The 19,961-nt window shown below is 68.8% G+C and carries 19 protein-coding genes and 1 tRNA gene; 8 read left to right on the top strand and 12 right to left on the bottom strand.

Annotation, left to right across the window (positions count from 1 at the left end):
* Positions 1 to 71: 71 nt before the first annotated feature.
* Positions 72 to 632 carry a class I SAM-dependent methyltransferase gene (locus tag FZ029_RS14140; protein ID WP_149269816.1) on the top strand — a complete coding sequence of 187 codons (561 nt, stop codon included), beginning with the start codon at positions 72 to 74 and terminating at the stop codon, positions 630 to 632.
* Positions 633 to 655: 23 nt separating this feature from the next.
* Here the strand turns inward: FZ029_RS14140 and FZ029_RS14135 are convergent, their stop codons facing one another.
* Positions 656 to 1,240, bottom strand: coding sequence for an RNA methyltransferase (locus FZ029_RS14135; RefSeq protein ID WP_149269815.1), 585 nt, complete (start codon positions 1,238 to 1,240; stop codon positions 656 to 658).
* A gap of 79 nt (positions 1,241 to 1,319) precedes the next feature.
* Here FZ029_RS14135 and FZ029_RS14130 point away from each other — a divergent pair, with 79 nt between their 5' ends.
* The 3 genes from FZ029_RS14130 to FZ029_RS14120 all read left to right on the top strand — a co-directional run bounded on the left by FZ029_RS14130 (position 1,320) and on the right by FZ029_RS14120 (position 4,748).
* Positions 1,320 to 2,453, top strand: coding sequence for an asparaginase (locus FZ029_RS14130; protein WP_149269814.1), 1,134 nt, complete (start codon positions 1,320 to 1,322; stop codon positions 2,451 to 2,453).
* 61 nt (positions 2,454 to 2,514) lie between these two features.
* Positions 2,515 to 3,432 carry an AraC family transcriptional regulator gene (locus FZ029_RS14125; protein WP_149269813.1) on the top strand — a complete coding sequence of 306 codons (918 nt, stop codon included), beginning with the start codon at positions 2,515 to 2,517 and terminating at the stop codon, positions 3,430 to 3,432.
* 89 nt (positions 3,433 to 3,521) lie between these two features.
* Positions 3,522 to 4,748: a class I SAM-dependent methyltransferase gene (locus FZ029_RS14120; protein WP_149269812.1), complete on the top strand. Its 1,227-nt coding sequence runs from the start codon at positions 3,522 to 3,524 to the stop codon at positions 4,746 to 4,748.
* A 245-nt stretch (positions 4,749 to 4,993) separates the two neighbouring features.
* On the opposite strand, the gene FZ029_RS14115 is transcribed toward FZ029_RS14120, so the two are convergent.
* The 3 genes from FZ029_RS14115 to FZ029_RS33945 all read right to left on the bottom strand — a co-directional run bounded on the left by FZ029_RS14115 (position 4,994) and on the right by FZ029_RS33945 (position 9,538).
* On the bottom strand, positions 4,994 to 6,376 hold the full coding sequence (locus FZ029_RS14115; protein ID WP_149269811.1) for an aspartate aminotransferase family protein: 1,383 nt from the start codon (positions 6,374 to 6,376) through the stop codon (positions 4,994 to 4,996).
* Positions 6,377 to 6,540: 164 nt separating this feature from the next.
* On the bottom strand, positions 6,541 to 9,144 hold the full coding sequence (clpB, locus tag FZ029_RS14110; protein ID WP_149269810.1) for an ATP-dependent chaperone ClpB: 2,604 nt from the start codon (positions 9,142 to 9,144) through the stop codon (positions 6,541 to 6,543).
* A 271-nt stretch (positions 9,145 to 9,415) separates the two neighbouring features.
* Entirely contained in the window at positions 9,416 to 9,538 is a 123-nt protein-coding gene (locus FZ029_RS33945; protein ID WP_281497141.1) for a hypothetical protein, read from the bottom strand.
* Between FZ029_RS33945 and FZ029_RS14105 the strand changes: the two genes are divergently transcribed.
* On the top strand, positions 9,537 to 10,013 hold the full coding sequence (locus FZ029_RS14105; protein ID WP_247892305.1) for an NUDIX domain-containing protein: 477 nt from the start codon (positions 9,537 to 9,539) through the stop codon (positions 10,011 to 10,013). The genes FZ029_RS33945 and FZ029_RS14105 overlap by 2 nt on opposite strands.
* Positions 10,014 to 10,140: 127 nt before the next feature.
* Positions 10,141 to 10,905, top strand: a complete 765-nt coding sequence (locus tag FZ029_RS14100; RefSeq protein ID WP_149269808.1) for an MOSC domain-containing protein — start codon at positions 10,141 to 10,143, stop codon at positions 10,903 to 10,905.
* A 24-nt stretch (positions 10,906 to 10,929) separates the two neighbouring features.
* Here FZ029_RS14100 and FZ029_RS14095 read toward each other — a convergent pair whose 3' ends face one another.
* Together FZ029_RS14095 and prmC are read right to left on the bottom strand one after the other, a co-directional pair.
* The gene (locus tag FZ029_RS14095) at positions 10,930 to 11,364 is read right to left on the bottom strand and encodes a DUF4167 domain-containing protein (protein ID WP_149269807.1); all 435 of its coding nucleotides are present in this window, start codon (positions 11,362 to 11,364) and stop codon (positions 10,930 to 10,932) included.
* Positions 11,365 to 11,647: 283 nt separating this feature from the next.
* Positions 11,648 to 12,496 carry a peptide chain release factor N(5)-glutamine methyltransferase gene (gene prmC, locus FZ029_RS14090; RefSeq protein ID WP_149269806.1) on the bottom strand — a complete coding sequence of 283 codons (849 nt, stop codon included), beginning with the start codon at positions 12,494 to 12,496 and terminating at the stop codon, positions 11,648 to 11,650.
* 113 nt (positions 12,497 to 12,609) lie between these two features.
* Between prmC and FZ029_RS14085 the strand changes: the two genes are divergently transcribed.
* On the top strand, positions 12,610 to 13,008 hold the full coding sequence (locus FZ029_RS14085) for a DUF559 domain-containing protein (RefSeq protein WP_149269805.1): 399 nt from the start codon (positions 12,610 to 12,612) through the stop codon (positions 13,006 to 13,008).
* 4 nt (positions 13,009 to 13,012) lie between these two features.
* Here FZ029_RS14085 and prfA read toward each other — a convergent pair whose 3' ends face one another.
* The 4 genes from prfA to FZ029_RS14065 all read right to left on the bottom strand — a co-directional run bounded on the left by prfA (position 13,013) and on the right by FZ029_RS14065 (position 18,013).
* Complete coding sequence (gene prfA / locus FZ029_RS14080; protein ID WP_149269804.1) at positions 13,013 to 14,098, bottom strand: peptide chain release factor 1; 1,086 nt, start codon at positions 14,096 to 14,098, stop codon at positions 13,013 to 13,015.
* Entirely contained in the window at positions 14,073 to 15,404 is a 1,332-nt protein-coding gene (gene hemA / locus FZ029_RS14075; RefSeq protein ID WP_149269803.1) for a glutamyl-tRNA reductase, read from the bottom strand. Before hemA ends, prfA begins: the two co-directional genes overlap by 26 nt.
* 37 nt (positions 15,405 to 15,441) lie before the next feature.
* Positions 15,442 to 16,611 (bottom strand): flavodoxin-dependent (E)-4-hydroxy-3-methylbut-2-enyl-diphosphate synthase, encoded by a 1,170-nt coding sequence (gene ispG / locus FZ029_RS14070; protein WP_149269802.1) that lies wholly within the window; start codon positions 16,609 to 16,611, stop codon positions 15,442 to 15,444.
* A 208-nt stretch (positions 16,612 to 16,819) separates the two neighbouring features.
* Positions 16,820 to 18,013, bottom strand: a complete 1,194-nt coding sequence (locus FZ029_RS14065) for a helix-turn-helix domain-containing protein (RefSeq protein ID WP_149269801.1) — start codon at positions 18,011 to 18,013, stop codon at positions 16,820 to 16,822.
* Between the two features lie 286 nt (positions 18,014 to 18,299).
* Between FZ029_RS14065 and FZ029_RS14060 the strand changes: the two genes are divergently transcribed.
* Positions 18,300 to 18,788, top strand: a complete 489-nt coding sequence (locus FZ029_RS14060; protein WP_149269800.1) for a hypothetical protein — start codon at positions 18,300 to 18,302, stop codon at positions 18,786 to 18,788.
* Between the two features lie 41 nt (positions 18,789 to 18,829).
* Here the strand turns inward: FZ029_RS14060 and FZ029_RS14055 are convergent, their stop codons facing one another.
* Positions 18,830 to 19,741, bottom strand: coding sequence for an NAD(P)/FAD-dependent oxidoreductase (locus FZ029_RS14055; protein WP_149269799.1), 912 nt, complete (start codon positions 19,739 to 19,741; stop codon positions 18,830 to 18,832).
* A 143-nt stretch (positions 19,742 to 19,884) separates the two neighbouring features.
* Positions 19,885 to 19,961 (bottom strand) — tRNA-Met (locus FZ029_RS14050).

Genomic DNA, 19,961 nt, shown 5'->3' with positions numbered 1-19,961 from the left:
CGGTCGCGCGTACCTCCTGTGATATCGTTCCCGCGGCCATCGAAAAGAAGTCTGGATAAGGAAAATCCTCCATGCCGACACCGCATCCGCAGTCGCCGCCCTCCGCCTGGGTGGAGCGATTCGCCCCGCTGGTGCGCGCGGACGGCCCGGTGCTCGACCTCGCCTGCGGCGGCGGGCGGCATCTGCGGCTGTTCCACCGGCGCGGCCACCCGGTGGTCGGGCTGGACCGCGACCTCGGCGGCGTCGCCGACCTGGAGGGCACCGCCGGCGTCACCCTGATCCAGGCCGATTTGGAAACCGGCGATCCGGCAGGCCGCCTCGGCCCCCTGCCCGCCGACGCCCGCTTCGCCGGGATCGTCGTCACCAACTACCTGCACCGCCCGCTCCTCCCCGCCCTGCTGGCGGCGTTGGAGCCGGGCGGCGTTCTGATCTACGAGACCTTCGCCGACGGAAACGCCCGCTTCGGCCGCCCCTCCTCCCCCGATTTCCTGCTGCGCCGGGGCGAGTTGCTGGAGGCCGTGCGGGGCAGGCTTCAGGTGGTGGCCTTCGAACAGGGCGAGGTGTCGGCACCCAAGCCCGCGGTGGTGCAGCGGATCTGCGCCGTCGCCGGGGACGATCCGCTGCCGCTCTGAGCCGTGCTCACTCGTCGCCGCCCTTACTCGTCGCTGTCGTCCGCAACCGGCTTCTGCTCTCCACGGATGCGGCGGCGGCGATCGGCGTTGCGCATGATCTGGCGGCCGTGCCGGTGCTGGGCCGGCGCCTCCAGCGGACCGCCGGGGCGGACCGGGCGCTCGGCGAAACGGCCGAGCGAGATCATGCGGTCATACATCACCAGCGCCCCGGCGACGCCGACATTGATGCAGAAGGACATCGGGATCTTCACCACATGGTCGCAGCGCGCCAGCAGGGCGGGCGACAGGCTGTCGCGCTCCGGCCCCAGCACATAGGCGGCGCGCGACGGGTGGCGGAAGCTCGGCAATTCCACCGCGTCGTAGGTCAGTTCCACCCCGACCAGCATGCAGTCCCTGGGCAGGGTGAAGTCGGCGACCCGCTCGTGGATATAGAGCGGCAGGTGCAGCGTGGCGCCCGAGGTGTCGACCAGCTTCGTCTCCCGCAGATCCGGTTCCGGATCGATGGCGAAGAAGAAGGAGGCGCCGAAGGCATGGGCGGTGCGCATCAGGTTGCCGACATTGCCCGGCTTGCTGATCCGCTCCACCCCAATTCCGAAATAGCCACGCATGACGAACCCGCTGCTCAAGGTAAGGATATGACCGGGCGGGAGCTTGCCGCCGCTGCCCGCCCGAGGCAAGCTTGCCGGCATGAGCCATGACCATACCCCCAAACACACCCACGGCCATTCCTCCTCCTGCTGCGGCGGCGATCACAACCACGGCCATGCGCATCATCAGCCGTCGGAAGGCCGCGCCGACCTCTCCGGCCCGGCGGAAAGCCCGATCGTCGTCGAGGTGACGCGCGGCAGCCTGGTGGAGTCGGTCCACCGCGCCCGCGCCTGCATCGTCGATGCTGGCGGCCATGTGCTGGCGCGCTGGGGCGACATCGACGCCCCCGTCTACCCGCGCTCCGCCATCAAGTCGCTGCAGGCGATCCCGCTGGTGGAAAGCGGCGCGCTCGACGCCTTCGGGCTGGGGGACGAGGAACTGGCGCTCGCCTGCTCCTCCCACAATGGCGAGGCCCGGCATACCGAACTGGCGCGCTCCTGGGCCGAACGGGTCGGGCTGACGCTGGACGATTACGAATGCGGCGCGCAGATCCCCTACGATCCCGCCACCGCCGAGGATCTGGTCCGCCGCGGCGAGGCGCCGACCGCCTTCCACAACAACTGCTCCGGCAAGCACAGCGGCTTCCTGACCACCGCCAAGCACAAGGGCGAACGGCTGAAGGGTTACGTCCGCTATGAACACCCGGTGCAGCAGCGCATCCTTGGCGTGATGGAGCAGATGACCGGCCAGGACCTGTTCGGCGCGCCCTGGGGCGTCGATGGCTGTTCCATCCCCACCATCGGCATGCCGCTGGGCGCCATCGCCTATGCCATGGCCCGCATCGCCGACCCGGTCGACCTGCCGGACGCGCGGGCCGAGGCGGTCACCCGCATCGCCAAGGCCTGGGGCAAGCACCCCTTCCTGATCGGCGGTACCGGCAGCTTCGACACCGCGCTGATGGAGGCAGCCGGCGGCGCCGTCCTGATCAAGGGCGGAGCGGAGGGTGTCGGCTGTGCCGTGATCCCGGAGCAGGGCATCGGCATCGCGCTGAAGATCGAGGACGGCGCCGCCCGCGCCCGCGAGGTGGCCCTGGCGGCCCTGGTCCGCTCGACCCGGGCGCTGACCGACGCCCAATGGGCGCGCGTGCCGGACCTGCTGACCGCGCCGCTGCTGAACCGCGCCGGCACGCGGGTGGGCGATGTGCGCTCGGCGACGGGCTGGCCGGCGGCTTAACTCCGCAAGCGCGATCAAGCGGCTGCCGGCTAGCATCGGCGGGACTGGAGGACGTCACGCCATGACCAACGACAGCATTTCCGCCGACGCAACGGCAGCTTGGCCCGTGCCGTGTTCCGCGGTTGCGGCAAAGCCCGGCACGAGGCTCGATTACGGCGACCGGATCGAACGGGTGGTGGCCTTTATCGCCATCCATCTGGACGAACCGCTCGACCTCGACCGGCTGGCGGAGGTCGCCTGCTTCTCGCCCTATCACTTCCACCGTGTCTACCGGGCCATCGCCGGCGAGACTGCGGCGGAAACCCTGCGCCGGCTGCGTCTGCACCGGGCGGCGGGCGATCTGGTGCGCGACAGCATCGCCATGCCGACCATCGCCCGGCGGGCGGGTTATGGCAGCGTCGAGGCCTTCACCCGCGCCTTCGGCCAAAGCTATGGCGTGACGCCGGCCGCCTACCGCAAGCGGGGTCGTCTCAATCCTCCAGTCCCGACCAGTTACCAAATGGAGGACAGCATGCACGAGGTCGAAATCCGCGATCTTCCCGCCTATCGCATCGTCGGGCTGCCGCACACCGGCCCCTACATGACCATAGGCGTCAGCTTCGACCGGCTCTTTGCCTGGGCATCCAAGCAGGGGCTGGCCGGTCCCGGCACCCGCAGCTTCGCCATCTATTACGACGACCCCGAATCGGTGAAGCCGGAGGAACTGCGCTCCTTCGCCGGGCTGATGCTGGACCTGGGTGTCGTGGAGGACGGGGCGATCCGCGTGGTGGACATTCCCGGCGGGCGTCATGCGGTGGTGCGGCACAGAGGACCCTATGCCGAACTGGGCGCGGTCTACCGCTGGCTCTACGGCGAATGGCTGCCCAACAGCGGCCATACACCCGGCAACGCCCCCTGCTACGAGGAATATCTCAACAACCCCCGCGCCTTGCCGCCGGCCGAGTGGCTGACCGAGATCTGCGTTCCGCTGGCGGACTGAGATCGGCCGAGTCCTCCGCCACCGAACGGCTGCGATTGGGCGGGCGCGGTGCTATGGTCGCCGCGCCCGTCCCTTATGAGCAGTCCCCCATGAGCATCGACGACCTGCGCGCCCAGTACGAAGCCTACCCCTACCCGGCGCGCAATCCGGCCGACGAGGCCGAACGGCTGATCACCGGCTCGCCCAGCCACCTGGACGAGCTGGTGCAGCATGTCTTCGGCGGCCGGATCGACCATGGCAAGCCGCTGCGCGTGCTGGTGGCCGGCGGCGGTACGGGGGACGGCACCATCATGCTGGCGCAGCAGATGGCCGACGCCGGCAATCCGGGGCGCATCACATACATCGACCTGTCCGACGCCAGCCGCGCCGTCGCCGAGGCGCGGGCCAGGGCGCGCGGCCTGACCAACATCGACTTCCGCCGTGGCTCCCTGCTTGAACTCGATGGAATGGGGCCGTTCGATTACATCGACTGCTGCGGCGTGCTGCACCATCTGGACGAGCCGTCGGCCGGTTTGCGCTCGCTGGCCGGAGCGCTGGCGCCCGGCGGCGGCATCGGCGTCATGGTCTACGCCCCCTATGGCCGCACCGGCGTCTATCCGATGCAGGAGGCGCTGCGCGGCATGACCGACGGGTTGCCGCCGGCCGAGAAGGTGGCGCTGGCCCGCCGGCTGATCCAGGCGCTGCCGCCGACCAACTGGCTGTTGAACAACCCGCACATCAGCGACCACCGGCTGGCCGACGCCAATCTCTACGACCTGCTGCTGCACAGCTGCGACCGCCCCTACAGCGTGCCGCAGTTGGCCGAACTGGCCGACAGCGCCGGGCTCGCCATCGCGACGCTGATCGACCCGCTGCGCTACGAGCCGTCGCTGTGGGTCAAGGACGCCCGCATCCTGAAGCGGCTGGCGGGGTTGAACATGCTGGAGCGCGCCGCCTGGACCGAGCGCATCACCGGCGCCTTCACCAAGCACATCGCCTATCTGCTGCGCCCGGCCGATCTCGCCGCCGCCCGCATCCAGCCGAACGAGCCCGACGTGGTGCCGGTCCTGCGCGACATCGACGGCAAGACCGTGGCGAAGGCGGTGCCGCCCGGCGGCAGCCTGGAATTCGACCTGATGGGCAGCGTCGTGGCGCTGCCCCTGCCCCGGCTGGCCGGCCCGATCCTGTCGCGGATCGACGGCAAGACCAGCCTGGGCGCCCTGCACGCCGCCATCGAACCGACGACGAAGGTCACCTGGGACCAGTTCCTGGCCCAGTTCCGCCAGCTGTTCGACGCGCTGGGCGGCCTGGGCAAGATGCATCTGCGGCGCCTCTGAGTCCCCTCTCCCGCCCTGGCTACGGGATGCACAAATCTCAGCGTCACGTAAGACGTTGGAACAAAGCAATTTTGTCGGTCATCATTCCCGCGAAGGCGGGAATCCAGGCACATCCGCCGCTGATCTGCGGAGTTTCCTGGATCCCCGCCTTCGCGGGGATGACGCAAAGTTCCTTTTATTCCAGACGCTTGGAAATACTTGGAATTGTGTGAATGCCCTCTCCCGGGACGGGAGAGGGCGCTATCTTACCCCCGCAGAACCGGCACCGCGCCGTCGAGCGCCTTGGTCAGGCGGTCGAAGGTCTCGTGGATCTCCGCCTCGGAGATCACCAGCGGCGGGCAGAGCGCGATGGAATCGCCCATGGCGCGGACGATCAGACCGTTGTCCTGGGCCAGACCATTGACCAGCGCGCCGGCGCGGCCGGGCGGGTCGAACGGGGCCTTGGTCGCCTTGTCGGCCACCAGTTCCAGCGCGCCGATCAGGCCGATGCCGCGGGCCTCGCCGACCAGCGGATGCCCGGCCAGCGCCTTCAGCCGCGACTGGAAGGCCGGGGCGACCGAGCGGACATGGCCGACGATGTCGCGTTCCTCGTAGATGTTCAGCGTCTCCAGCGCCACCGCCGCCGCCACCGGATGGGCGGAGTAGGTGTAGCCGTGGCCGAAGGTACCGATCTTCCGGCTCTCCTCGACGCAGGCGCGATAGATCGCGTCCGTCACCATGACGGCGGAGATCGGCAGATAGCCGGACGACAGCTGCTTGGCGCAGGTCAGGATGTCCGGCTGCATGCCCATGGTCTGGCTGCCCCAGAAATTGCCGGTGCGGCCGAAGCCGCAGATCACCTCGTCGGCGACCAGCAGGATGTCGTATTTCTTCAACACCGGCTGGATCTTGGCGAAATAGGTCGCCGGCGGCACCACGACGCCGCCGGCGCCCATCACCGGCTCGGCGAACATGGCGGCGACGGTGTCCGGCCCCTCGGCCAGGATCAGCGCCTCCAGCTGTTCGGCGAGGCGGGTGGCGAAGGCCTCCTCGCTCTCGCCCTCAAGCGCGTTGCGGTAGTGGTGCGGGCAGTCGCCGTGGATGATGCGGGCGATCGGCAGGTCGAAGTCGCGATGGTTGTTGGGCAGCCCGGTCAGGCTGGCGGTCGCCACCGTCACGCCGTGATAGGCGCGCTGGCGCGACAGGATCTTCTTCTTCTCGGGCCGGCCGAGTGCGTTGTTGTAGTACCAGATCAGCTTGATCGCGGTGTCGTTGGCTTCCGAGCCTGAATTGGCGAAGAAGACCTTGGACATCGGCACCGGCGCCAGCCCGATCAGCTTTTCCGCCAGATCGATGCCTGGTTCGTGCGACTTGTGGCCGAAGATGTGATAGGTGGACAGCTGCCGCATTTGCCTGGTCGCCGCCTGGACCAGCCGCTCCTCCCCCCAGCCGAGCGAGACGCACCACAGGCTGGCCATTCCCTCGATGTAATCCCGGCCGCCGTCGTCGAAGACGCGGATGCCTTCGCCGCGCTCGATGATCATCGGCCCCTGCGTCTCGTGGACATCCAGGTTGGTGTAGGGATGGAGGACGAAGGCCTTGTCGCGGCTGGCGGCGGAATTGCCGGCGGTGCTGACGGGAGCGGTCATGGAACTGGGCTTCCTGTTCGGGCGTTCGGGGGCACTGCCCGCCGTCCGCGAAGGATCGGCGGAAACTGTTCGATATGTTAAACAGTTCCGCCGATCATACGCACAGTTCAGCCACCCGACAAAGCCGCTTCGCAGTCATCGGTGCAATGCGGCCGGCACAGACGTCAGCCCTTGGCCACCAGCCCGCTCACCGGCTGGCCGTCGATGGTCAGGGAGCCGCCTTCCGCCCCGACCGCCACCGTCTGGCCGTCCTTGATGCGGCCTTCCAGGATCAGGGTCGCCATCGGGTTCTGCAGTTCGCGCTGGATCACCCGCTTCAGCGGACGGGCGCCGTACACCGGATCGTAGCCGGCCTCGGCCAGCCATTCGGTCGCGGCCTCGTCCACCGTCAGCGTGATCTCGCGGTCGGCGAGCATCTTGGTCAGGCGGCCGAGCTGGATCTTGACGATGCCGCCCATATGCCGGCGGTCGAGCCGGTGGAACAGCAGGATCTCGTCCAGGCGGTTCAGGAACTCCGGCCGGAAATGGGCCCGGACGGCCTCCATCACCTCGTCGCGCACGGCAGCGCTGTCCTCGCCCTCCGGCTGCTCGGCCAGCGCCTGCGAGCCGAGGTTGGAGGTCATGATGATGACGACGTTGCGGAAATCGACTGTGCGGCCCTGCCCGTCGGTCAGCCGGCCGTCGTCCAGCACCTGCAGCAGCACGTTGAAGACGTCGGGGTGGGCCTTCTCCACCTCGTCGAACAGCACGACCTGATAGGGCCGGCGGCGCACCGCCTCGGTCAGCGCCCCGCCCTCCTCATAGCCGACATAGCCCGGAGGCGCGCCGATCATGCGGGCGACGGAGTGCTTTTCCATGTATTCCGACATGTCGAGCCGGACCATCGCCGTCTCGTCGTCGAACAGGAACTCGGCCAGCGCCTTGGTCAGTTCGGTCTTGCCGACGCCGGTGGGACCGAGGAACAGGAAGGAGCCGATCGGACGGTTCGGGTCCTGCAACCCGGCCCGCGCCCGGCGCACGGCGTTGGACACGGCGACGATGGCCTCGTCCTGGCCGATCACCCGGCCGCGCAGCTTCTCCTCCATCGCCAGCAGCTTCTCGCGCTCGCCGGCCAGCATCTTGTCGACCGGCACGCCGGTCCAGCGGCTGACCACCGCGGCGATGTCGCTGTCGCGGACCTCCTCGTTCAGCATGCGGCTGCTGGCATGCTCCTCGGCATCCTTCAAGGCCTTCTCCAGGCCCGGAATGACGCCATAGGCCAGCTCGCCCGCGCGGCCCCAGTTGCCGTCACGCTGCGAAGTCTCCAGTTCGGTGCGGGCCTTCTCCAGATCCTCCTTGATCTTCTGCGCGCCCTGCAGCTGGTCCTTCTCGGCCTGCCACTTGGCGGTCAGCTCGGCCGATTCCTGCTCCAGGTCGGACAGCTCGCGCTCCAGGTTGGTCAAGCGGTCGCGCGACGCGGCATCCTGCTCGCGCTTCAACGCCTCACGCTCGATCTTCAGCTGGATGATGCGGCGGTCCAGCTCGTCGATTGCCTCCGGCTTGCTGTCCACCGCCATGCGCAGGCGGCTCGCCGCCTCGTCGATCAGGTCGATGGCCTTGTCGGGCAGGAAGCGGTCGGTGATGTAGCGGTTGGACAGGGTCGCCGCCGAGACGATGGCGCTGTCGGTGATGCGCACGCCATGGTGGACCTCATAGCGCTCCTTCAGGCCGCGCAGGATGGAGATGGTATCCTCCACCGTCGGCTCCGACACGAAGACCGGCTGGAAGCGCCGGGCCAGCGCCGCGTCCTTCTCGATGTATTTGCGGAACTCGTCCAGCGTGGTGGCGCCGACGCAATGCAGCTCGCCGCGCGCCAGCGCCGGTTTCAGCATGTTGGAGGCGTCCATCGCGCCGTCGGACTTGCCGGCGCCGACCAGCGTGTGCAGCTCGTCGATGAAGACGACGATCTCGCCGGCCGCCGCCTGGATCTCCGACAAAACCGCCTTCAGCCGCTCCTCGAACTCGCCGCGGTACTTGGCGCCGGCCACCAGCGCGCCGAGGTCGAGCGACAGCAGCTGCTTGTTCTTCAGGCCTTCCGGCACGTCGCCCTTGACGATGCGCTGGGCCAGCCCCTCGACGATGGCGGTCTTGCCGACGCCGGGCTCACCGATCAGCACGGGGTTGTTCTTGGTGCGGCGGGCCAGGACCTGGATGGTGCGGCGGATTTCCTCGTCGCGGCCGATGACGGGATCGAGCTTGCCGTCGCGCGCCGCGGCGGTCAGGTCGCGGGCGTACTTCTTCAGCGCGTCATAGCCCTGCTCGGCGCTGGCGCTGTCGGCGGTGCGGCCCTTGCGGATGTCGTTGATGGCGGTGTTCAGCGCCTGCGGCGTCACGCCGGCCGACTTCAGCGCCTTGCCCGACGGGGTGCCGTCGGCCATGGCCAGCGCCAGCAGGATGCGTTCGGCGGTGACGAAGCTGTCGCCGGCCTTCTCGGCCACCTTCTCCGCCTGTTCGAAGACACGGGAGAGTTCGGGCGTCAGATAGAGCTGACCGGCGCCGCTGCCCTCCACCTTCGGCAGCTTGTCCAGTTCGGCGTCGACCGCCGACAGGGCCGCCTTGGGGTCGCCGCCCGCCGCACGGATCAGGTTGGCGGCAAGGCCTTCCTTGTCGTCCAGCAGCGTCTTCAGCAGATGTTCCGGGGTCAGGCGCTGATGCCCGCGGCGCACGGCCAGGGTCTGCGCAGACTGAATGAACCCGCGGCTACGCTCGGTGTATTGCTCGAAATCCATGATGCTCCCCTTCTCCTGTCGACCGTCCGCGAGGCAGCCCAGTCGACTCGATCCACGCAACTGTGCGATCCGCAAGGATGCTGCCGAAGATGTAGGCAGGGCAAAGGGCCATGCAAGACCATCTGCACAGAAAGGTTATCGCTGGAGAAACGCTGCCACGGCCCTCTCCGCCGGACCGGCTAGGACCGGGGAAAAGGGGTAGCTCCCGCCCCGCCGATTGCCCCCTACACGGCACGCGCCCGGCCCGGCTAGACTTCCGCCCGCCCGCCGTTCACGGGTCCTTCCGGATTTCCATCATGACCGACTTGGCCGCCTCCAGCACCAGCACGCGCACCGCCGCCCCCACCACGAAACCGTCGCCGGTTCCCGCCCACCACGCCATGCCACGGACCATGACGGCCCGCCTGCTCCGTCTCGCCTGGACGCTGCGCGGGGTCTGGCACCGGATCGCCCGGCCGCTGACCATGGGGGTGCGGGCGATCATCATCGACGACTCGGACCCGGCCGCCCCCTGTGTTCTGCTGATCCGCCACAGCTACGTCGATGGCTGGCACCTGCCGGGCGGCGGCGTCGGCCGCGGGGAGACGCTGGTCGACGCCATGCGGCGCGAGGTGCGGGAAGAGGTCGGGTTGATCGCCGACCGCCCCGCTCAGCCTTTCGGCATCTACGCCCGCTTCCGCAACGGCGCGAGCGACCATGTGGCAGTCTATGTCGTGCGCGGCTGGAGCGGCGGCCCCAAGGCGGACGGGGTCGAGATCGTCGAGACCCGGTTCTTCCCGCTCGACCGGCTGCCGGCCGGGCTGTCGCCGGCCACCGGCCGGCGGCTGGAGGAATTTCTCGGGCGCCGCCCGGTCGCCGAACGCTGGTAAAGGCACCAGATTAGGGGGTGGAGCGGGCAGTTCGGGCGATCCGGCCTGCCATACCCCAGCCGCAGCGTGAGAAACAGGCACCGCATCGGTTGACAGGGACGCTCCAGCCCTTTCATTGTGCAGTGCAATGAACGCCACACTGACCGCCATCCGCCGCTATCCCGTCAAGGGCATGAGCGGCCAGGACCTTCCCGCCACCGACCTGACCGCCGGCCAGGCGATCCCGCTCGACCGCCGTTACGGCCTGCTGCACGGCCCGGCGGCGCTGGATACCGAGACGGAGGGCTGGCGCCTGCCGTCGGACTTCTTCACGTTGGACCGCACCGAAAAGCTGGCGGCGCTGCAGACCGAGTTCGACGAGGCGACGCGGGCGCTGATCATCCGCCGCGGCGGACGGCAGGTTTCGCGCGGCCGGCTGGACCAGCCGATGGGCCGCACGCTGCTGGAACAGTTCTTCGCCGCCTATCTGGCCGGCATCGTCCCCGGCATGCCCCGTCTGATCGAGGCGCAGCACGGTGCCTTCGGCAACAGCGAGGAACCGTCGGTCACGCTGCTGAACCTCGCCAGCCTGCGCGATCTGGAAGAGCGGATCGCCAAGCAGCCGGTCGATCCCCGGCGCATGCGGGCCAACCTGCTGGTGGACGGCATCGATCCCTGGGCGGAACGCGGCTGGATCGGTCGGACTCTGACCGTGGGGCCTGCGACGCTGGAGGTGGTGGAGGCGCTGGACTGCACGCCCGGCAACGACGTGAACCCGGACAGCGGCATCGCCGACCTCAGCCTGCCGAACATCCTGGAACGCGGCTATGGCCACAGCCAGATCCTGCTGCGCACCCGGGTGATCGCCGGCGGCCGGATCGCGCTGGGCGATCCGGTCACTCCGCTCGAATAAACCTCAGTCTAAAAACCACAGGCCTCAGGCGTTGACGGCCGCCCGTTCCTCGCCGTCGGTCTCGTCCTCGCCGCCCTGGTCGTCGTCGTCGCCGGCATGCGAGGCGCTCTGCGACTGATGACCATGCCCGTTGCCGGGCTGGCCGCCGCGCTGGCGGTTTTCCGATTCCTGGATCTGATTGATGATGCGGAGATAGTGCTCCGCATGCTGCAGGTAGTTTTCCGCCTGCACGCGGTCGCCGGACGACATCGCATCGCGGGCCAGCGCCTGATATTTTTCCTGCACCTGCCACGCATTGCCGCGGATGCGGACGTCGGGGCCGTTGCTGTCGAAGGTCTGATGACGCAGCGGAACGTTCTGGCGCCGGCCGGCACCGCCGCCACCACCACCGCCGCCGCTGCCCCCGCCGCCGCTGTTGCCACGACCACGCGAACGCCTGGAGTTCGGTCCCTGTCTCATTCGGCTCTTAAGGCCCCATGCAAGAGAAGTGCAGTCCCCGGAACGCTCCGGCGGCCATCCGGCCTTCCGGCCCGGCCACCGAGCCCGCCATGGACGATTTCCATGGGTCGCTCACGGGGTTCAAACGACGCGTCCGCATCGCGTGCGGCAGGCCATGGCGGTCAGCGCTCGGCAGAAAACCATCCGAGATTCTTGCTCCGCAGGCCGTAGGTTCGCGGTCGTGTACCGCACACTACCCGCCAAAGCCTGCCGATCCAACCGTTTTTTTGGATAAGCGGCCGACTCACGGCCCCTTTCGTGCCCTGACGCAACGCTTTACCCCACCAAGGTCACACAGGATCGCGGTCTGCCCGAGCCCCTGCGCCTCGACCAGCGCCGCCACGTCCTCCGCCTGGCCCTGCCCGACCTCGAAGGCGGCCAGCCCTCCCGGCACCAGCAGGCGCGGCAGTTCGGCCGCGAGGATGCGGTAAGGCTCCAGCCCGTCCGGGCCGCCGTCCAGCGCACGGAGCGGGTCGTGCTCCCGCACCTCCGGTTCCAGCGCGGCGATGTCGGCGCTGGGGATGTAGGGTGGGTTGGACACCACGATATCGAAACGATCCTCGATCCCCTTGGCCCAATCGCCGGTCTGGAAGCGGGCGCGCGCCGCCAGCCCGTTGCGCTCGGCATTCCCGGCCGCCGCTTCCACCGCCAGCGGGCTGAGATCGACGCCGAGACCGGTGGCGTTCGGCAGTTCCGACAGCAGCGCCAGCAGGATGCAACCCGTTCCGGTTCCGAAATCGATGAGCTTTAGATTGGCCCTTCGGTCGGGGATGGCGGCGAGCACCGCCTCCACCACGGTCTCGGTGTCCGGCCTGGGTTCCAGCGTGTCGGGGTTGAGGGCGAGGTCGATGGTCCAGAACTCCCGGTGCCCCAGGATGCGCCCCACCGGCTCCCGCGCTGCACGACGCTCGACCAGCGCCAGGGCGCGGGCGGCATCGTTGTCGGGGATGGTCTGTTCCGCCTTCGTAACGAAGTCGGTGCGGGTGAGGGTCAGCGCATGTTCGAGCAGGTAGCGGGCGTCGAGTTCCGGTGTATCGACGCCAGCCTCGCGCAGCCGCGCCTCGGCTTGGGCGCGCAGGGTGCGGAGGTTCATGGATGCGACCTTTCAACACCTTCCTCAACCAGACATACGCATTCAAACTTGCGCCAAGTTCCCTCTCCCGCGAAGCGGGGGAGGGTTAGGGAGGGGGCATACGCCGACACAACATGCCACGTGCCAAGAAAACCGCGCTCACCCAGGCACGCGGCATGCGGCGGGTTCCCACCGATGCCGAACGCAGGCTCTGGAGCTTGCTTCGCCGTCGCCAAATCCGCGGATGGTATTTCCGGCGCCAGCATCCTATTCCCCCTTACATCGCTGACTTCGCCTGTCTCGAAGCGCGTCTGGTTATCGAGGTCGATGGCGGACAGCATAACGGGTCCTCTTACGATGCCGCACGTGACCGGCGGATGATGGCCGCCGGCTGGCGGGTGATGCGTTTTTGGAACACCGATGTGCTCAGCAATCCCGAGGGAGTGGCGCGCATGATCTGGGAGGTGCTCGGCCCCCTCCCCGACCCTCCCCCGCCTTCGGCGGGAGAGGGAGATTTGGGTGACACCACCTGAAGCCTCACCCCAACTCCGCCAGACGTGCCGCCTCGTCCTCGGACACCAGCGCGTCGACCAGTTCGTCCAGCGCTTCGCCGGCCATCACCTTGTCGATCTTGTAGAGCGTCAGGTTGATGCGATGGTCGGTCACCCGGCCTTGCGGGAAATTGTAGGTGCGGATGCGTTCCGAACGGTCGCCGCTGCCGACCTGGTTCTTGCGGTCGGCGGCGCGGACGGCGTCCTTGGCGGCGCGTTCCATGTCGTACAGCCGGGAGCGCAGCACCTTCAGCGCCTTGGCCTTGTTCTTGTGCTGCGACTTCTCGTCCTGTTGGCTCACCACCAGCCCGGTCGGCAGGTGGGTGATGCGCACGGCGCTGTCGGTGGTGTTGACCGACTGGCCGCCGGGACCGGAGGAGCGGAAGACGTCGATCCGCAGATCCTTCTCGTCGATGTGGATGTCGACCTCCTCCGCCTCGGGCAGCACGGCGACGGTGGCGGCGGAGGTATGGATGCGGCCCTGCGCCTCGGTCGCCGGCACGCGCTGGACGCGGTGGACGCCGGACTCGAACTTCAACCGGGCGAACACGCCGCGGCCGGTGATGTTGGCGGTGGCCTCCTTGTAGCCGCCGATGCCGGTCTCGCTGACGTCCATCGCCTCGAAGCGCCAGCCACGCAGGCCGGCATAGCGGCGGTACATCTCGAACAGCTCGGCGGCGAACAGGGCGGCCTCGTCGCCGCCGGTGCCGGCGCGCACCTCCAGGATGGCGTTCTTCTCGTCCGCCTCGTCCTTCGGCAGAAGCGAGATCTGCACCTTGCGCTCCAGTTCCGGAATGCGCTTGGTCAGGACGTGGAATTCCTCCTCGGCCATCGCCTTCATCTCGGGGTCGGCGGAGGCATCTCCCATCATCGCCGATATCATCTCCGCCAGATCGGCGGCCTCGGCGCGGCCCTTCTTCAGCTCCGCGATGGCCTCGGCGATCGGGGTGAGGTCGGCATATTCCTTGGACAGCCGGGCGAAGTCGCCGGACTCGGTCAGGCCGGCCGCAAGCGTGTCGCGCAGCTCGTCGTACCGGGCCATCACCTTATCGAACTTCTCGTCCAGGCTCACGTCGCTCGTCCTTATCCCGTTCAGTCTCTTCCAGTGCCGCCCCGGTCAGCCTGTCCAACCCAAACAGGCGGAACATCAGCCGCTCGGCCGCAGCCCGTTCGGCCAGCCCCTCGCCGCTGCCGTCGGCGGCCAGCGCCCGCAGCGCCTCCGACGGGGCGTGCAGCAGCCGGTTGACCAGCAGCCGCGTCGCCGACGCCGCGTCCAGATCGGCATGCCCGGCCAGCAGGCGCCGCCGCTCCGCCTCGAAATGGGTGCGGAGCGCGGCCACGGCAGGCACCGCGGCACGTTCCGCACGGTCGCGGGCGAAGGCGGCCACCGCCTCGTCCACGATCATCCAGGCCGCCTGGGTCGCCGCCTCGCGCCCGACCCGGCCCTGCAGCGCCACCCGCTCCAGATCGGCCAGATCATAGACGAAGGCGCCGTCCATGCCCGCCACAGCCGGATCGACGTCGGCCGGAATGGCGGCATCGACCACGAAGACCGGCCGGCGGCGGCGGCGTTTCAGCACCGCCTCCATCATCGGGGCGGTCAGGATATAGCGCCCAAGACCGGCCGCGGTCACCAGGATATCGGCGCCGGTCATCGCCGCCTCCAGATCGGCCCAGGGGGCGAAGTGCCCGTCGAGCCGCCGCGCCGCCGCTTCCGCCCGCCGGTCCACCGGCGCTGCGACGGTCAGCCGCGGCAACCCGGCCTCGCGCAGCCCCTCCAGCACCAGGGCGCCCATGTCGCCCAAGCCGACCAGCAGGGCGCCGCAACGCCTGATGTCGCCGTGCAGGTCGCGCGCCACCTGGATGGCGGCGGCGGCCAGCGAGGTGGCGCCCTCCGCGATCGGCGTCTCGCTGCGCACCCGTTTGGCGGCGGCATAGGCGGCCTGCAGCACCGCCTCCAGTTCCGGCCCGGTCATCCCGGCGCCGGCGGCGCCGCGGTGGGCGGCCTTCAACTGGCCCAGGATATGCGGCTCTCCAACGATCTGGCTGTCGAGCGAGCAGGCCACCGCGAACAGGTGGCGCACCGCGTCGATGCCGGTGCGGGTGTAGAGCTGCGGCGCCAGATCGGATGTCGCCAGCCCGGCACGGTCGGCCATCGCCTCGGCAATCGCCAGCGCCGCCTCGTTCGGGCGCTCGTGGACCGCCTGCACCTCCACCCGGTCGCAGGTGCTGAGCCACACCGCCTGCCCCACGCCCGCGGCGCGCAGCCGGTCCAGCATGCCCGCCACTTCCGCCTCGTCGGTGGACAGGCGGTCGCGGACGACGCCGGAACAGGTCCGGTGGCTGGCGCCGATGACGAGGTAGGAGGTGGTGGTCACGCCTAGGGTCGCTGTCCCTGCCCGAATTCCGGGCAGCTTACTCCGCGGCGGGGGCCACGTCTCGCTTGGTTTCTCGGGCGGTTTCGGCTTCGGCGGCTTCCGCCGCGGCCTTCGCCGCCTCGATCTCCGCCGCCTTCCTCTCGACCAGCCCGACCAGATGCTGGACGATGTCCTGATCCTTCAGCCGGTGGTCGGTGACGCCGGACAGATAGACCTGATGGGTGTTGTTGCCGCCGCCGGTCAGGCCGATGTCGGTCTCCCGTGCCTCGCCCGGGCCGTTCACGACGCAGCCGATCACCGACAGGGTCAGCGGCGTGGTGATGTGGGCCAGTTTCTGCTCCAGCAACTCCACCGTCTTGATGACGTTGAAGTTCTGCCGGGCGCAGCTGGGGCAGGAGATCACGGTGACGCCGCGGCGGCGCAGGCCCAGCGACTTGAGGATGTCGTAACCGACCAGAACCTCTTCCGCCGGGTCGGCCGACAGCGAGACGCGCAGCGTATCGCCGATGCCCGACCACAGCAGCATGCCCAGCCCGATCGACGACTTCACCGTCCCGGCGCGCAGGCCGCCCGCCTCGGTGATGCCGATGTGCAGCGGGTAGTCGCAGGCCTCCGCCAGCCCCTGGTAGGCGGCGACGGCCAGGAAGGCGTCCGACGCCTTCACCGAGATCTTGAACTCGCGGAAATCGTTGTCTTCCAGGATCTTCGCGTGGTTCAGCGCGCTTTCGACCATCGCTTCTGGGCAGGGCTCGCCGTATTTCTCCAGCAGGTCCTGCTCCAGCGATCCGGCATTGACGCCGATGCGCATCGAACAGCCATGATCCTTGGCCGCCTTCACCACCTCGCGCACCCGCTCGGCCGAGCCGATGTTGCCGGGGTTGATGCGCAGGCAGGCGGCGCCGCTCTCCGCCGCCTCGATGGCGCGCTTGTAGTGGAAATGGATGTCGGCGACGATCGGCACCTTCACCTGCCGCACGATGTCCTTCAGGGCCAGCGCCGACTCGCGGTCGGGGCAGGAGACGCGGACGATGTCCGCCCCCACCCGCTCGGCCGCCTGGATCTGCTCCACCGTCGCCTTCACGTCGGTGGTCGGCGTGTTGGTCATGGTCTGGACCGAAATCGGCGCGTCCCCGCCGACCAACACGTTGCCGACGCGAATCTGGCGCGATTTGCGGCGAAGGATCTGGCGGTAGGCGCGCACGGTCATCTCAGGTCAGCCTCTGGACAGCGAAATGCAATACCGGATGCCGCATCCTAGCGCAGCCGGCGTCAGGCCAGAAGTGCGCTCCGGCGCCCGGGATTCAAGGCCCCGGATTTAAGGCCCCGGATTTAAGGCCCCGGATTTAAGGGAGGACGGTGGTGGGGCGCCACCAATGCATGGCTGGTGCCCCCAAACCGGCGCCCCGAACGGTATGTCAGCGCCGCACCACCCCGTGGGCGTCGATGGTGACGTCGCGCAGAACCTGCCCGACGGACCCCAGCGGCGGGCTTTCGCCGCCGTCGGCCATCACCACCAGCCCGCCGGCATTGCCGGTGCGGATCTTCACGTTGGGCTTGTCGGGAACGCGGAAGGTGTCGCCCGGCTTCAGGACGCGGGTGAAGACGATGTCGCCGCCGTCGCGCACCTGCAGCCAGCTGTCCTGCGTCGCCTTCAGGATCAGCTTCGCATTGGTGTTCAGCGTGCCGTAGACCTTGCCGTTGGCCGGCACCGTCGCCGTCGGGGCAGCGGGCGCGGCCGGAGGCGCCGTCGCGGCGTTCAGCGGCGTCGGGTCCTGCGGCGAGGCCTCGTCGTCGTCCTCCGCCGGCGGGGCCGGTACATTGACGATGCCCTGCCCCGCGGTTGCCGCAGCGGGCGCGGACGCGGTCGGAGATTTCGCGGCAGGCTGCCCCGGCGGCAGCGCCGCGGACGGCGCCGAGGCGACGGCCTGCGGATTGCCGGCGGTTGGGGAAGCGGCGGACGAGGACGGCGCGACGGGAGCGGTGCCGGCGGACGGCGGAACCGCAGCGGGAGGGACCGGTGTCGACGAAGACGGAGCGGATGCGATGACCGGCGTGGGCGCCGCGGGGTCGGCTGCCGGCTGACCCGGCGCGGCGGCGGACTGGTCCGGGGCCTGTTCCGCCGGCTTGGCCGGCACGCCGTCCAGCAGCGAGACCAAGCGGTCCGGCAAGACCGGCACGAGATCGGCCACCGACCGGTCGGTGGCCGACAGATAGTACCAGCCGCCATAGACGATGCCGGCCAGCACCAGCGTGCCGAGCAGCAGAGTTCCGCCGGAGGCGCGCCCTTCGGCCGCCGGTGTCGGCAGATACAGTTCCTGCCGGCGGACGGTGCCGGCCGCCTCCTCCTTGTAGCGGGTGACGACCATGTCCGGGTCCAGCCCCAGGCATTCGGCGTAGGAGCGCAGGAAGCCGATGGCATAGGTGCTGCCCGGCAGTTCCTGGTACCGACCTTCCTCGATCGCCAGCAGGTAAGGATAGCGGATGCGCAGCATCGTCGCGACGTCGCGCAGGTCGTAACCGTGCGCCATGCGCGTCGCGCGCAGAGTCTCGGAGACGGAGGGACCGGACGGAGCCGGATCGAAATCGTCGAAAACCTTGCGCTTGGCCATGGGCTCGCCATCTGCTCGCAACTTGCCCGCACACCCAAAAAGCATGCAAAGCGGGGGCATCCGTGTGGATGCAACTGGCGAAATGGGTACGACATGCCGCCCCCATGGCGCAACCGCAATGACCGCGGGGCCTGGGGTGCGGGTCGTGACAAACGGCGCAGTCCCATCGGCGCAGGTCGCCACCCGGCCGGAATGATGTCAGCCTTGGCTGATGTCGGCGATGGATCGGGTGCGCCCGCCCGGACATCGCTGCCTTCAAGCCTGCAACTCCACCGGGAGGCGCAAGATGAAACGAGCAATCGCGGCGGCATTCCTGCTCGCAGCTCTTCTGCCGGCATCCTCTGGCAACGCGACCGATCTTCACCGGTTCTGGGAGCAGACCTGCGGGGACTGCCACCGTCATGCCGGCCCCTTCGCCCGACGGTCGCTGACCGTGACCGATGGAAAGCTCCAGGGCGTCCATCACAAGGACGATCTGCTGGTCTTCCTGCACAACCACCATCTGCCGGAAAACCTCGTTCAGCCGATGTACGAGATGTTGCTCGCCCAAGCCAGCACGGCACCGCGTTTTCAGGAGCGGTGCGGGCGCTGCCACGAGTCCGCCGCCGATCTGGTCCGGGAGTCGCTGGTGGTCCGCGACGGCGTGCTGCAAGGGCGGGAAAGCGGCCGGCCGGTTGCCCAGTTCCTTCCCCGCCATGCCAAGCTGGGCCTGACGCCGGAGGAGGTCATCTTCTTCACCGACCTGCTGACCCGCGTCGAACGGGAGGTTCATTGACCGACGAGTCAGGTCGGCGTCCGCCCGACCCGGCCGGCCATTCAGTCCCGATTCCGCAGAACGTTGTGGATGGCGGTAGCGGCCATGGCGGCCTCCCCCATGGCTACGGCGATCTGGTTCAGCGTTGAAACGACATCGCCGGCGGCATAAAAGCCAGGAATGGAACTGCACTGGTGCCGGTCGACGACGAGGCGGCCGTCCTCATTCATGGCGGCACCGAGCCTCTCCGCCAAACCCGAACGGGCGGTGATGCCGAGGGCGGAATAGAGCGTGTCGAAGTCGAGGATGCGGCCGTTCTCTAGGGTCAGGCGGGTGCTCATGTCCTCGCCGGCGGCGACGGCAGTTACCGGCTCTTCGATCACCATGATGCCGGCGGCATCCAGTTCGCCCCGCTCCTCCATCGGTAGGACCATCGGCTCGCCGAGCGTTAGCAGGGTGACATAGGGGCTGTAGGTGCGGATGAAACGGGCTTCGCCGACCGCTTGAGCGCCGTGCCCCAGAACGGCGATGCGCCTGTCGATCACTTCATACCCATCGCAGATCGGACAGACGCGGATCAGGCCGCGCTGCATCGCCTCATGGAGATGGGACATCGGTGGCTGGCCATCGATCACGCCGGTGGCGAGCAGCACGGAAGCGGTGTCGATCTCTCTACCATCGCCCAAGCCGGCACGGAAGCCGCGACCGCCCGGCAGCCGCTCCAGCGTCGCAACCGACCCCGCCTCGATGCAGGCACCGTAGCTTTCGGCCTGGGCGCGGATGCGGGCCAACAGGTCGGTGCCGCGGATGCCGCCGGTGAACCCGGCAAGATTGTGGGAGTTCGGAATCCAGGCGCAGCGACTCTTCGCCTCGTCCACGACCAGGGCCTTTCGGCGATAGCGCGCGAGGTAGATGGCGGCGGTCAGCCCGGCGGGACCACCGCCGACGATCAGGCAATCGAGCATCGACGGCATCACGGTCCTTGTCCTGGACGGGGCCGGCAAGTGGCACCCGTGTTTCTAGACAAGCGGATCAGCCGGACATCACGCCCCCCGGCCAGAAAAATGCGGACAGCAAAAAGCCCGCGCTCCGGACGGAGGCGGGCTTTTTTCTGATTTGGTTGCGGGGGCAGGATTTGAACCTGCGGCCTTCAGGTTATGAGCCTGACGAGCTACCGGGCTGCTCCACCCCGCG

Origin of the sequence: Azospirillum sp. Sh1 (genome assembly GCF_008365135.1) — a bacterium.
Classification (GTDB): Bacteria; Pseudomonadota; Alphaproteobacteria; order Azospirillales; family Azospirillaceae; genus Azospirillum; species Azospirillum oryzae.
Note: the sequence above shows the minus strand (reverse complement) of the source record. Positions and strands in the feature narration are given on the sequence as shown.

Coding starts and splice junctions, on each gene's coding strand:
- FZ029_RS14120 (WP_149269812.1), top strand. CDS start 3,522: ATGAGCATCGACGACCTGCGCGCCCAGTACGAAGCCTACCCCTACCCG.
- FZ029_RS14065 (WP_149269801.1), bottom strand. CDS start 18,013: ATGGCCAAGCGCAAGGTTTTCGACGATTTCGATCCGGCTCCGTCCGGT.
- FZ029_RS14085 (WP_149269805.1), top strand. CDS start 12,610: ATGCCACGTGCCAAGAAAACCGCGCTCACCCAGGCACGCGGCATGCGG.
- prmC (WP_149269806.1), bottom strand. CDS start 12,496: ATGAACCTCCGCACCCTGCGCGCCCAAGCCGAGGCGCGGCTGCGCGAG.
- FZ029_RS14135 (WP_149269815.1), bottom strand. CDS start 1,240: ATGCGTGGCTATTTCGGAATTGGGGTGGAGCGGATCAGCAAGCCGGGC.
- ispG (WP_149269802.1), bottom strand. CDS start 16,611: ATGACCGTGCGCGCCTACCGCCAGATCCTTCGCCGCAAATCGCGCCAG.
- FZ029_RS14100 (WP_149269808.1), top strand. CDS start 10,141: ATGAACGCCACACTGACCGCCATCCGCCGCTATCCCGTCAAGGGCATG.
- clpB (WP_149269810.1), bottom strand. CDS start 9,144: ATGGATTTCGAGCAATACACCGAGCGTAGCCGCGGGTTCATTCAGTCT.
- FZ029_RS14055 (WP_149269799.1), bottom strand. CDS start 19,741: ATGCCGTCGATGCTCGATTGCCTGATCGTCGGCGGTGGTCCCGCCGGG.
- FZ029_RS14115 (WP_149269811.1), bottom strand. CDS start 6,376: ATGACCGCTCCCGTCAGCACCGCCGGCAATTCCGCCGCCAGCCGCGAC.
- FZ029_RS14140 (WP_149269816.1), top strand. CDS start 72: ATGCCGACACCGCATCCGCAGTCGCCGCCCTCCGCCTGGGTGGAGCGA.
- FZ029_RS14125 (WP_149269813.1), top strand. CDS start 2,515: ATGACCAACGACAGCATTTCCGCCGACGCAACGGCAGCTTGGCCCGTG.
- FZ029_RS14095 (WP_149269807.1), bottom strand. CDS start 11,364: ATGAGACAGGGACCGAACTCCAGGCGTTCGCGTGGTCGTGGCAACAGC.
- FZ029_RS14060 (WP_149269800.1), top strand. CDS start 18,300: ATGAAACGAGCAATCGCGGCGGCATTCCTGCTCGCAGCTCTTCTGCCG.
- FZ029_RS14130 (WP_149269814.1), top strand. CDS start 1,320: ATGAGCCATGACCATACCCCCAAACACACCCACGGCCATTCCTCCTCC.
- FZ029_RS33945 (WP_281497141.1), bottom strand. CDS start 9,538: ATGGTCCGTGGCATGGCGTGGTGGGCGGGAACCGGCGACGGTTTCGTG.
- FZ029_RS14105 (WP_247892305.1), top strand. CDS start 9,537: ATGACGGCCCGCCTGCTCCGTCTCGCCTGGACGCTGCGCGGGGTCTGG.